The organism is Xanthobacter sp. (genome assembly GCF_041911315.1).
GTDB classification, from domain to species: domain Bacteria; phylum Pseudomonadota; class Alphaproteobacteria; order Rhizobiales; family Xanthobacteraceae; genus Xanthobacter; species Xanthobacter aminoxidans.
In genome coordinates this window covers 149,310-160,857 of the sequence record NZ_JAYRPE010000058.1, presented here as the reverse complement: position 1 = coordinate 160,857, position 11,548 = coordinate 149,310, and the positions used below count along the sequence as shown (strand labels likewise).

Annotated in this window: 10 protein-coding genes and 1 riboswitch; of the genes, 5 read left to right on the top strand and 5 right to left on the bottom strand. The window is 68.2% G+C overall.

The annotated features are described in order from the left end of the window. Both ACE3QW_RS17185 and ACE3QW_RS17180 read right to left on the bottom strand, forming a co-directional pair. Nucleotides 1–972 (bottom strand): DUF2865 domain-containing protein (locus ACE3QW_RS17185; RefSeq protein ID WP_374252763.1); only part of this gene is annotated, 972 nt, incomplete at its 3' end. Nucleotides 973–1,138: 166 nt separating this feature from the next. Continuing rightward, a complete protein-coding gene (locus ACE3QW_RS17180; protein ID WP_374252775.1) occupies nucleotides 1,139–2,227 on the bottom strand; it encodes a TRAP transporter substrate-binding protein in 1,089 nt (362 codons plus the stop codon). A 297-nt stretch (nucleotides 2,228–2,524) separates the two neighbouring features. On the opposite strand from ACE3QW_RS17180, the gene ACE3QW_RS17175 reads away from it, so the two are divergent. Continuing rightward, nucleotides 2,525–2,998 carry a CreA family protein gene (locus ACE3QW_RS17175; RefSeq protein WP_250166735.1) on the top strand — a complete coding sequence of 158 codons (474 nt, stop codon included), beginning with the start codon at nucleotides 2,525–2,527 and terminating at the stop codon, nucleotides 2,996–2,998. 76 nt (nucleotides 2,999–3,074) lie between these two features. On the opposite strand, the gene ACE3QW_RS17170 is transcribed toward ACE3QW_RS17175, so the two are convergent. Together ACE3QW_RS17170 and ACE3QW_RS17165 are read right to left on the bottom strand one after the other, a co-directional pair. Continuing rightward, on the bottom strand, nucleotides 3,075–3,806 hold the full coding sequence (locus ACE3QW_RS17170) for a carbonic anhydrase (RefSeq protein WP_029558027.1): 732 nt from the start codon (nucleotides 3,804–3,806) through the stop codon (nucleotides 3,075–3,077). 202 nt (nucleotides 3,807–4,008) lie between these two features. Then, a complete protein-coding gene (locus ACE3QW_RS17165) occupies nucleotides 4,009–4,326 on the bottom strand; it encodes a hypothetical protein (RefSeq protein WP_250166598.1) in 318 nt (105 codons plus the stop codon). A gap of 398 nt (nucleotides 4,327–4,724) precedes the next feature. Here ACE3QW_RS17165 and cysS point away from each other — a divergent pair, with 398 nt between their 5' ends. The 3 genes from cysS to cimA are packed head-to-tail and all read left to right on the top strand — an operon-like array spanning nucleotide 4,725 to nucleotide 8,208. Beyond that, entirely contained in the window at nucleotides 4,725–6,113 is a 1,389-nt protein-coding gene (gene cysS / locus ACE3QW_RS17160; RefSeq protein ID WP_374252760.1) for a cysteine--tRNA ligase, read from the top strand. Further along, entirely contained in the window at nucleotides 6,110–6,598 is a 489-nt protein-coding gene (locus ACE3QW_RS17155; RefSeq protein ID WP_374252759.1) for a GNAT family N-acetyltransferase, read from the top strand. The genes cysS and ACE3QW_RS17155 overlap by 4 nt, the downstream gene beginning before the upstream one ends. Beyond that, the gene (gene cimA / locus ACE3QW_RS17150) at nucleotides 6,595–8,208 is read left to right on the top strand and encodes a citramalate synthase (RefSeq protein ID WP_374252757.1); all 1,614 of its coding nucleotides are present in this window, start codon (nucleotides 6,595–6,597) and stop codon (nucleotides 8,206–8,208) included. The genes ACE3QW_RS17155 and cimA overlap by 4 nt, the downstream gene beginning before the upstream one ends. A 92-nt stretch (nucleotides 8,209–8,300) precedes the next feature. Here cimA and thiC read toward each other — a convergent pair whose 3' ends face one another. After that, complete coding sequence (thiC, locus tag ACE3QW_RS17145; RefSeq protein ID WP_374252756.1) at nucleotides 8,301–10,175, bottom strand: phosphomethylpyrimidine synthase ThiC; 1,875 nt, start codon at nucleotides 10,173–10,175, stop codon at nucleotides 8,301–8,303. Between the two features lie 82 nt (nucleotides 10,176–10,257). After that, nucleotides 10,258–10,390: riboswitch (TPP riboswitch) on the bottom strand. Nucleotides 10,391–10,538: 148 nt separating this feature from the next. Between thiC and bioB the strand changes: the two genes are divergently transcribed. Further along, nucleotides 10,539–11,498, top strand: coding sequence for a biotin synthase BioB (gene bioB / locus ACE3QW_RS17140; RefSeq protein ID WP_374252754.1), 960 nt, complete (start codon nucleotides 10,539–10,541; stop codon nucleotides 11,496–11,498). Nucleotides 11,499–11,548 lie beyond the last annotated feature (50 nt).

Sequence of the window (11,548 nt, the reverse complement as noted above, 5' to 3'; positions counted from 1 at the left end):
GGCCTTGCCCTTGTGTTGATCGGCTGGGCGCGGCGCGGACATTTCGCGCGCCTGCTCCTCGGTCACGAGGATGTCGCCCTTGCGCAGGGTGGTCTCGTCCTCAAGCCCGGCGAGGGCCTGCGCCCACGACTGGCCGGCCGGCTTGCAGGTGCAGGAGGGCACCAGTTCCTTGCGGTAGCGCAGGGCGTTTGGCAGCGACATGTAGGACTGGCCGGAGATGCTCACCGCCGACTTGATGTCGCCGCTATAGGTGAAGAGCTGCGCATCCGAGCCCGGGCACAGCCGCTTGCAGAGCTGCTCGTCCTGCGCGTAGCGGCTGGAGTTGGTGGCGCTCGCCATGGGGAAGAAGTAGCCGTCGCAGGTCCTGACGCACACGGTGCGCGAGGAATAGGTCTTCGGCGTCTCCAGCGGCATCAGGTCGAGGTCCGGCGAGGTTTCCTCGCTCTGGGGCTGCTGGGTGCCGAAGATGGCCTCGAAGAAGTTCTTCGGCTTGGCCGGCTCGGCGGCGCGGCGGGCGGCCTGGACGGCGGCGGTGTATTGCGGGCCGCAATTGTTCTGGGCAAGGGCGATGATAAGCGCCCGGCGCTGGCCGCCATTGTCGGCGCCACCGCGCTCAAGCCCGGCGATCTGCGACCTCAGGCGCGAGACCTGATCGTCGATCTGGTCACACTGGGGCGGACGGGGCGGACCCTGGAAGATGAGAAAGCCGCGCGGCGCATCGCAGCCCATGCCGCGCGCCTGGGCGGACAGACGGTCGAGATCGCCACGGAGCTTGGCGGCCTGCGCCTGCTGGTTGGCGACGCCGCCGGCGCTGCGATCGAGGGCCATCAGCGAGCCTTCGAGCTGCTGGCAGGTCGGGCTGCCGGCCTGCGCCAGCGCGGTGCCCGCGGTGGTGAGGGCGACCATGAGGCCCAGCGCCAGACGGCGCGCAGCACCTCGCGCAGCCTTTCCACGGGCTGCAATCCGGGCCATCCGAATGGCGCCGATCCCTCGCGCGGACTCCATCCTCAGCTCTTCTCTCCACTGGCGCCGTGCCGATCCGGCGCCCCTCTATAGACCGACAGCGGGGGACAATGGTGACGAAACTGTGGCCCCTCTCCGGAAGGTGAGGGGCCGGCCCGTTTGCGGTCCGGCGCGCTCAGCCGCGGCCGCGCGAGCGGATGTTGTAGCTGTCGTAGGCGTATTCCGCGATCTGCCACCACACCAGCTGATCGGCGCGGATGGCGAGCATGGAATCCAGCGCCTGCTTGAACGCCGGGTTGGTGGCGGCCAGCTCGTTGTACAGCTCGAATGACGCCTTGTAGCCCGCCTCCATGATGGACGCCGGGAACGGCTTCAGCTCCACGCCCTGCTGCACCAGCCGGCGCAGCGCCGGGGGATTCACCGAATCGTACTTCGCCAGCATCCAGTTGTTGGCGGCCTCGGCGGCATTGCGGACGATGGCCTGGTAGTGCTTCGGCAGCGCGTTCCACTGGGCGTTGTTGATGACGAGGTGCAGCATGGCGCCGCCCTCCCACCAGCCGGGGTAATAGTAATACTTGGCCACCTTCACGAGGCCGAGCTTCTCGTCGTCATAGGGGCCGACGAACTCCGCCGCGTCGATGGAGCCGCGCTCCAGCGCCGGATAGACGTCGCTGGGGGCGATCTGCTGCGGCACCACGCCGAGCTTCGCCAGCACCTGCCCGCCGATGCCGCCGATGCGGAACTTCAGGCCCTTGAGGTCGGCGACGTCGTTCAGCTCCTTGCGGAAGAAGCCGCCCATCTGGCAGCCGGAATTGCCGAGCGGCATGCCGGTGACATTGTACTTGGCGAGCACGCCGTTGATGATCTGCTCACCGCCACCGAAGAACCACCAGGAATGCTGCTGGCGCGAGTTGAAGCCGAACGGCACGCCGGTGCCGAAAGCCAGCGCGGTGTCCTTGCCGGTATAGAAATAGGTGGCGGTCTGGGCGCACTCCACCGAGCCGGTGGAGACCGCATCGAGCGCCTGCAGGCCCGGCACCAGCTCGCCGGCCGGGAAGGTCTGGATCTGGAAGCGGCCGTCGGTGGCCTCGGCCACATACTTGGCGAAGATCTGCGCCGTGCCGAAGATGGTGTCGAGGGAGCGAGGGAAGGAGGAGGTGAGGCGCCACTTCACCTCGGGCTGGGTCTGCGCGAGGGCGGGGGCGGCGACCGCGCCGGTGGCGAGCGCGGTGGCGGACGCGCCAATGAAATGGCGGCGCTTGATCTCCATGGATGTGCTCCTCGGGCCGGTTGATCGGCTCTCTAGGTTGGGGCGAAAACCGTGCGATGGGGCGAAAGGGGTGTCACGCGGCGCGTCGGCCGTCAATGTCGGCAATCGCCGGAGGAGTGATATTGCGCCGCTCTTCCGCTGCGGTCGGGGCATCCCATATGTCGGGGGCCCGCCTGTGGCAGCTTACCGGGGAGTTCCATGACGCACGCTGTCTCGACCATCCGTCCCACCCATACCCGCCGCCTCGGCCGCCTCGCGCTCGCGGGCGCGCTGGGCGTCACGCTGGGTGTCATGGCGCTCGCGGGCGGACCGGCGCTGGCGCAGGAGCCGAACCTCATCTTCCGCAAGTCCACGGTCTGGAAGTTCCTGACCCCCGACGACAAGCTCGCCGTCTACGGCATCGACGATCCGGTGGTGGAGGGCGTCGCCTGCCACTACACCACCCCCGAGAAGGGTGGCGTGAAGGGCATGGTGGGCCTCGCGGAGGAAGTCTCCGACATCTCGCTCGCCTGCCGGCAGGTGGGGCCGATCTCGTTCAAGTCGAAGTTCGAGCAGGGCGACGTGGTGTTCCGCGAGAGTCGCTCCTTCTTCTTCAAGAAGATGCAGATCGTGCGTGGCTGCGACACCAAGAGGAATGTGCTCGTGTATCTCGTCTATTCCGACAAGCTGATCGACGGCAGCCCGAAGAACTCCACCTCCACGGTCCCGATCATGCCGTGGGGCGGCAACACCGACGTGCCGAAGTGCGCGGACTTCCTGAAGTAACGAAAAGAGAAACGCCGCGCGCACAGGCGGGAGATCACCTCCGCCCCGGGCGCGCGGCGCATGCGTCAGAGGCAGATCAGAGGAAGTTCACCTTGCCGGTGCCGATGTCGTACATGGCGGCGGCCGACTTCAACCTGCCGGCGGCGGCCCGCTCCGACAGGATCGGTGCCGCGGTCTGCGCCAGCTTGGCGTTCATCTTCACGTTCATGTCGCTGGCGGCGGCGAGGAGATCGGCCGGGTTGCTCCGCATGGCCTCATAGACCGCCGGGCGGATGGCGTTGACGAGGCTCGGCAGGTGGCCGGGCGGCAGGGTGTTGTCCTTGATGGACGTGATGGTCGCCTGAATCGCGCCGCACGAGGCATGGCCGAGCACGAGGATGAGCTTCACCCCCAGCACGGCGGTGGCGAATTCCAGGCTCGCCAGCCCGTTTTCATCGATAAAGTTGCCGGCCACACGCACGATGAACAGTTCGCCCGGCCCCTGGTCGAACACCAGTTCCGGGACCACCCGCGAATCCGAGCAGGCGACAATGGCCGCGAACGGCTGCTGTCCCGTCGTGCGCTGCAGGCGGCCGGCGGAATAATCCGCCTGCTGGGGCGTGCCGGCCACGTAGCGGGCATTGCCGTCCACCAGACGCTTCATGGCTTCATCCGGAGTGACCGGCGTGGCCGTGCCATAGCCACCGCTCGACTGGGCGAAGGCGGAGGCGGCGAACAGCGGCGCGGCCGCAAGGGCCAGCCCACCCGCCAGTCCGCCGGCAAGAAGGCGTCGGCGTCCGATGGACGGTGATGAACACGTCTCGCACATGGGCGATCCTCTCCCGGTCAGTCTGTTTCAGGCATGTTTGGACCCGCCCGCAGCGGTGCCGCTGGGGCAGGCCGGGGCCGAACATAGCTGATCCGGGGACGAAGCATCAGGCCCGGCGATCACAAAACGCGGACCTAAAGCTTTGCCATGAAATGGCATTTCGGGGTCGAGGGGACCATCCCGGCGATCGCGCGCAGCCGGGCTACCGCGAGCAGGTGATGGCCACCGTTTCCGGGCAGAGCGGGCCGGTGCAGGTCGTCGCCGGCGAGGCGACGCTGGAGGGGGTGAAGGCGGAGGCAGGCACCGCCACGCGGCCGAAGTCGATGACCTGCGTGTAGGCGTGGCTGCGGCACCAGGCTTCCGCCACCTTCCGCCCGCACGGCGCGCCCGAGGCGAGGCAGGAATCGATGTTGGAGCCGTCGGAATTGTCGATGAGGAAGATGCGCGTCTCCGCCATGGCCGGCGCCATCAGCGACAGGCTCGCCACGGTGACGGCGGCGAGGGTTCGGATCAGCGGCATGGACAGGTCGGCACCTCTTTGACAGGCGCGTCCCGAACGCGGCGGTGCGCTTTCGGGTCACGGGCGGGATCATCGGATGCGCCCCGACCCCCGCCCGGCGCAACTCAGCCGGGGATAGACGCTCACCAAGGGGCAGGTCAAGCTGGGGAAGATAACGATATCCGGAGGTGCGGGGCCGCGCCGGGCGGCGTGAAACATCTTGACGAGCGCCCGCGCCCGAACCATTGTCCCGCGCCATGAACGGCGGTCTCGTCACCATCTGCGCCATTGCGGCGATTATTTGCGGTTAGCCGAAAAGCTGGCCGCGGCCGTCCTTTGCTCATCTTCTTAGACAAGGATCTGGACGCCCCGGCCGGTGGACCGGCTTGGCGCTTGTGCGCCATTCGGGGGAACGATCCATGGAGCTCAGGCTCTACAACACGCTGACCCGCTCGAAGGACCTGCTGCGTCCGCTCGATCCCTTGAACGTGCGCATGTATGTGTGCGGGCCGACGGTCTACGACCATGCCCATATCGGCAATGCCCGCCCGGTCATCGTCTTCGACGTGCTGTTCCGCCTGCTGCGGCGCCTCTACGGGGCGGAGCACGTCAAGTACGTCCGCAACATCACGGACGTGGACGACAAGATCAACGCCCGCGCCGCCGATCGCGCCATCTCCATCCGCGACCTGACGGAAGAGACCTATCGCTGGTTCCGCGAGGATACGGCGGCGCTGAACTGCCTGCCGCCCACCGTGGAGCCCCGCGCTACCGAGCATATCGAGGAGATGCGCATCCTCATCGAGCGGCTCGTCGCCTCCGGCCACGCCTATGTGGCGGAGGAGCACGTGCTGTTCCACGTGCCCTCCATGCCGGACTACGGCCGCCTCTCCCGCCGTTCGCTGGACGAGATGATGGCCGGCGCCCGCGTGGACGTCGCCCCCTACAAGCGCGACGCCATGGACTTCGTGCTGTGGAAGCCCAGCGCCGCGGGCGTGCCCGGCTGGCCCTCGCCCTGCGGCATCACCACCCCCGGCCGCCCCGGCTGGCACATCGAGTGCTCGGCCATGAGCTGGAAGCACCTGGGCGAGACCTTCGACATCCATGGCGGCGGCATCGACCTCGTCTTCCCGCACCACGAGAACGAGATCGCGCAGTCGCGCTGCGCCTTCCATTCCGGCGTCATGGCGCAGATGTGGATGCACAACGGCTTCCTGATGCTGGAAGGCGAGAAGATGTCGAAGTCCCTCGGCAACTTCGTCACCATCCGCGAGCTGCTGGACGAGTGGCCGGGCGAGGTGCTGCGCCTCGCCATGCTCTCCACCCATTACCGCCAGCCCATCAACTGGACCCGCCAGGGCCTCGGCTTCGCCGCCAAGACGCTGGACAAATGGTATCGCGTGATCGGCGACGTGGAGGCCGAGACGGGGGAGGCCAACCCGTTCGAGACCGAGATCGCCGATCGCCTGTCCGACGACCTCAACACGCCCTCCGTCATCGCCCATCTGCACCACCTCGCCGAGGTGGCCGAGCACGAGGACACGTCCTCCGCTCTGCGCCGCCGCTTCAAGGGCGCGGCCAACCTGCTCGGCCTGCTCGGGGATACCGAAACCGGGTGGCGCGCGCGGCAGAAGGAGGGCATTGCGCTGGACGAAGGTGTGATTGCCGGCCTCATCGCCGACCGCATCGCCGCCCGCAAGGCGAAGGACTTCAAGCGCGCCGACCAGATCCGCGAGGAGCTGGCGGCCAAGGGCATCGTGCTGATGGACAACAAGGACGGGACCACGAGCTGGGAGGTGTCGCGATGAGCGCCATTTCCCTGCGCCCCTACCTGCCCGCCGATGCGCCGGCGCTGGCCGACCTGTTCCGCGCCGCCATCGCCGAGCTGACCGGCGAGGATTACGACACCGAGCAGCAGGACGCCTGGGCCGCCAGGGCCGACGACGCGGAGGCCTTCGCCGCGCGTCTCGCCGCGAGCCTGACGCTGGTGGCGCTGCGCGGCAAGACGGTGGCCGGCTTCGTCTCGCTGAAGGACAATGCCCACATCGACATGCTCTATGTGGCGCCGGACGCCGCCGGCACCGGCGTCGCCAAGGCCCTGTGCGACGCCGCCGAGACGCTCGCCAAGGCCCGCGGCACCCGCAAGCTCACGGTGGACGCCAGCGACACCGCCCTCGGCTTCTTCCAGAAGCGCGGCTACGAGCCCCAGCGCCGCAACATGGTGCCGCTGGCCGACACCTGGCTCGCCAACACGGCGATGACGAAGACGCTGGGGGAAGGGGCCGGGCAATGACGGGCGCAACTGCCGAGGGGCGTGAACGCCTCTACCTCTTCGACACCACCCTGCGCGACGGGGCGCAGACGAACGGGGTCGATTTCACCGTGGCCGACAAGCTCAGGGTGCTTTCCCTGCTGGACCGGCTGGGCGTGGACTATGTGGAGGCCGGCTATCCCGGCGCCAATCCCACGGACACCCAGCTTTTTGCCGAGAAGCACGAGGCGAAGGCCCGCCTCACCGCCTTCGGCATGACCAAGCGCCCCGGCCGCTCGGCCTCCAACGATCCCGGCGTGGCGGCGCTGCTGGCGGCGCATTCCGATGCCATCTGCTTCGTCGCCAAGTCCTCCGCCTATCAGGTGCGGGTGGCGCTGGAGACCACCAAGGAGGAGAACCTCGCCTCCATCCGCGAGAGCGTGGAGGCGGCCATTGCCGCAGGGCGCGAGGCGCTGGTGGATTGCGAGCATTTCTTCGACGGCTTCAAGGAAGACCGCGACTTCGCCCTCGCCTGCGCCCGCACCGCCTATGAGGCTGGCGCCCGCTGGGTGGTGCTCTGCGACACCAATGGCGGCACCCTGCCCCACGAGGTGGAGGCCATCGTCACCGAGGTGGTGAAGGTGGTGCCGGGCACCAATGTGGGCATCCACGCCCACAACGACACCGAGCAGGCGGTGGCCAATTCGCTGGCCGCCGTCCGCGCCGGCGCGCGGCAGATCCAGGGCACGCTCAACGGCCTTGGCGAGCGCTGCGGCAACGCCAACCTCTGCTCGCTCATCCCCACCCTTCTGCTCAAGAAGGACTATGCGGCGCGCTTCGACATCGGCGTGGGCGAGGAGGCGCTGGGCGAGCTGGTCCACGTCTCCCGCACGCTGGACGAGATGCTGAACCGCGCGCCCGACCGGCACGCGCCTTATGTGGGCGAAAGCGCCTTCGCCACCAAGGCCGGCATCCACGCCTCGGCCATCCTGAAGGATCCCGCCACCTACGAGCACGTCGCCCCGGAAAAGGTGGGCAACCGCCGCCGGGTGATGGTCTCCGACCAGGCCGGCCGCTCCAACGTGCTCTCCGAGCTGGAGCGCCTCGGCGTGCCGGTGGACAAGAAGGACCCGCGCATTTCCCGCCTTCTGGAAGAGGTGAAGGAGCGCGAGGCGCTGGGCTATTCCTACGAGGCGGCGGACGCGTCCTTCGCCCTGCTGGCGCGGCGGATGCTGGGCTCGGTGCCGGACTATTTCGCGGTGGAGCGCTTCAAGGTGAATGTGGAGCGGCGCTACAACGCGCAGGGCGAGCTTGTCACCGTGGCGGAAGCCATCGTGAAGGTGAAGGTGGACGACGAGACCATGATCTCCGCCGCCGAGGGCAACGGCCCGGTGAACGCGCTGGACGTGGCCCTGCGCAAGGATCTCGGCAAGTACCAGCCCTTCATCTCCGGGCTGCATCTCACCGACTATCGCGTGCGCGTGCTCAACGGCGGCACGGAGGCGGTGACGCGGGTGCTGATCGAGAGCGCGGACGAGACCGGCGACCGCTGGACCACGGTGGGCGTCTCCCCCAACATCATCGACGCCTCCTTCGAGGCGCTCTTGGATTCCATCACCTGGAAGCTGCTGAAGGAAGGCGCGCCGGCCTGACGGGCTCGCGAGCCGGAATGTGAAAAAGGCCGGGCTGCGAAGGCCCGGCCTTTTCTTTTCAGTCCTGCGCTGGCGCCGTCAGCGCCCTGCCCTCACTCCGCCGCGGCGGGCGGAGGGGGCGCGACTTCCGGGGCGGGCGTGTAGATCAGGCCGCCGCCGTCGCGGAACTTCTGGGCCATCTCGGCCATGCCCGAGGAGGCGAGGTTGTCGGCCTGGGCGCGGGCGATGTCGCCGGCTTCCAGCTTCAGCTCCTGCGAGATCTTCATGGAGCAGAACTTCGGCCCGCACATGGAGCAGAAGTGCGCCACCTTGGCGCCCTCGGCAGGGAGCGTCTCGTCATGGAAGCGCTCGGCCGTCTCCGGGTCGAGCGACAGCGCGAACTGGTCGCGCCAGCGGAAGGAGAAGCGGGCCCGGGAGAGCGCATCGTCGCGGATGCGCGCGGCCGGGTGGCCCTTGGCGAGGTCGGCGGCGTGGGCGGCGATCTTGTAGGAGATGACGCCGGTCTTCACGTCGTCGCGGTCGGGCAGGCCGAGATGCTCCTTCGGCGTGACGTAGCAGAGCATCGCCGTGCCGAACCAGCCGATCATCGCCGCGCCGATGGCGGAGGAGATGTGGTCGTAGCCGGGGGAGATGTCCGTCACCAGCGGGCCGAGGGTATAGAACGGCGCTTCGTGGCAGACCTTGAGCTGCTTCTCCACATTCTCGCGGATGAGGTGGAGCGGCACGTGGCCGGGGCCCTCGATCATCACCTGGCAATCGTACTTCCAGGCGATCTCGGTAAGCTGGCCGAGCGTCTCCAGCTCGGCGAACTGCGCGGCGTCGTTGGCATCGGCGATGGAGCCGGGGCGCAGGCCGTCGCCCAGCGAGAAGGCTACGTCATACTGGGCGAGGATCTCGCACAGCTCTTCGAAGTGCTCGTAGAGGAAGCTCTCCTTGTGGTGCGCGAGGCACCACTTGGCCATGATGGAGCCGCCGCGCGAGACGATGCCGGTGACGCGGTTGGCGGTGAGCGGCACGAAGGGCAGACGCACGCCGGCGTGCACCGTCATGTAGTCCACGCCCTGCTCGGCCTGCTCGATCACCGTGTCGCGGAAGATCTCCCAGGTCAGGTCCTCTGCGACGCCGTTGACCTTCTCCAGCGCCTGATAGAGCGGCACGGTGCCGATGGGCACCGGCGAGTTGCGCATGATCCATTCGCGGATGGTGTGGATGTTCTTGCCCGTGCTGAGGTCCATCACCGTGTCGGCGCCCCAGCGGGTGGCCCACACCAGCTTGTCCACCTCTTCCGCCACGCCCGAGGTCACGGCCGAGTTGCCGAGGTTGGCGTTGATCTTCACGAGGAAGTTCCGGCCGCTGGCCATCGGCGCGGTTTCGGGGTGGTTGATGTTGTTGGGGATGATGGCGCGGCCGCGCGCCACTTCCTGCCGCACGAATTCCGGCGTGATCTCGGCGGGGATCGCCGCGCCGAGGCCCATGGCCTGATGGTGCGGATGGGCGCCGCCGTTCACCTTGGCGAGGTTCTCGCGGGCGGCGACATATTCCATCTCGGGCGTGATGATGCCGGCGCGGGCATAGGCCATCTGGGTCGGGCGCTTGCCCGCCTTGGCGCGCAGCGGCCTGCGGCCGGAGAGATCGAACTGCGGCAGGGTGGAGGACTGGCCCTCCTTCAGGCCGTTGTCCTCGGGGCGGACGGCGCGGGCCTCCACCTCTTCCACGTCGCCGCGCTCGCGAATCCACTGGGCGCGCAGCTGCGGCAGGCCCTTGGTGAGGTCGATGACGGCATCGAGGTCGGTATAGGGGCCGGAGGTGTCGTACACCTTCACCGGCGGCTCGGACGGATCGGTCAGCGCGATCTCGCGCATGGCGACGCGCACGTCCGGCCGGGTGGCGGAAACGAACACCTTGCGCGAATGGGGCAGCGGCCCGGTGGTGACTTTCAGGGAGGACGTCGAGGCTTCGTCCAGCATTGCGGATCTCCGTTCAGCTTGCGCTTTCAACGAGAACCGGGGTGTTGAGCTAGGAGACGGGTGCGGAGCGACGCTGAGCGCCGGGAAGCACAAGTTCCGATCCCTTCGCCGGTATGACCCGGATCAGGTTCGAAGGGTCATCGCGGCGCCGCGGAGCATAACCCCCGCGAACTTGCGATATCTCAGCCCCTTCCGGGACCCCCCTTGGAACAATGACACTGTGATGTATACGAAAGCCCAATGTCAACGCTGCACTGCAGCACGCGCATAGGTCAAGTCACCCAATTGGGAATGCCGGCGGTATTGGAACGCGCCGCGAAGCCGACTAGACCAGCCCTCCCACATCGCAAGGAGCATGGGCATATGGGCATGGCTGAAGACGGCACGATCCGCCACGACTGGACCGTTGACGAGATCGCGGCCCTCATGGACCTGCCCTTGCTGGAGCTGGTCGGCCGGGCCAATGCCGTCCACCGCGCCAATCACGATCCCAACGAAGTGCAGCGGGCGAGCCTGCTCTCCATCAAGACCGGCGGCTGCCCGGAGGATTGCGCCTATTGCTCCCAGTCCGCACGCCATGCGGAAGTGGACCTGACGCGGGAGAAGTTCCTCGATCCCGCCTCCGTCATCGCCCTCGCCGGGCAGGCGCAGGCCAACGGCGCCGAGCGCTTCTGCATGGGCGCGGCGTGGCGGCGGGTGAAGGAAGGGCGCGAGTTCGACGCCGTGCTGGAGATGGTGCGCGGCGTGCGCGGGCTCGGCATGGAAGCCTGCGTGACGCTCGGCATGCTGGAGCCGCATCAGGCCCAGCGCCTCGCCGAGGCCGGGCTCACCGCCTACAACCACAATCTCGATACGGGGCCGGATTTCTACGGCGAGATCGTCACCACCCGCACCTATGCGGACCGCATCGACACCCTCACCTGCGTGCGCGCGGCGGGCATCGAATTGTGCTCCGGCGGCATCATCGGCATGGGCGAGACCATGCGCGACCGCGCGGCCATGCTGCAGGTGCTGGCGGGGTTCGATCCGCATCCCGAAAGCGTGCCGGTGAATGCGCTGGTGGCGGTGGAAGGCACGCCGCTGGCCGATCGCCCGCCGGTGGACCCGCTGGAGATCGTGCGCATGGTCGCCACCGCCCGCCTCGTCATGCCCGCCTCGCGGGTGCGCCTCTCGGCCGGACGCGCTGCCCTCAGCCGCGAGGCGCAGATCCTGTGCTTCCTCGCGGGGGCGAATTCGGTGTTCTACGGGGACACGCTGCTCACCACCCCCAATGCCGGCCTCGGCGCGGATGCCGCGCTGTTCGAGGCCATCGGCGGCGCCTGATGGGCGGGGGTAGGCGGAGATCAGGAGACCCTCGCACCCCGGACGCATGC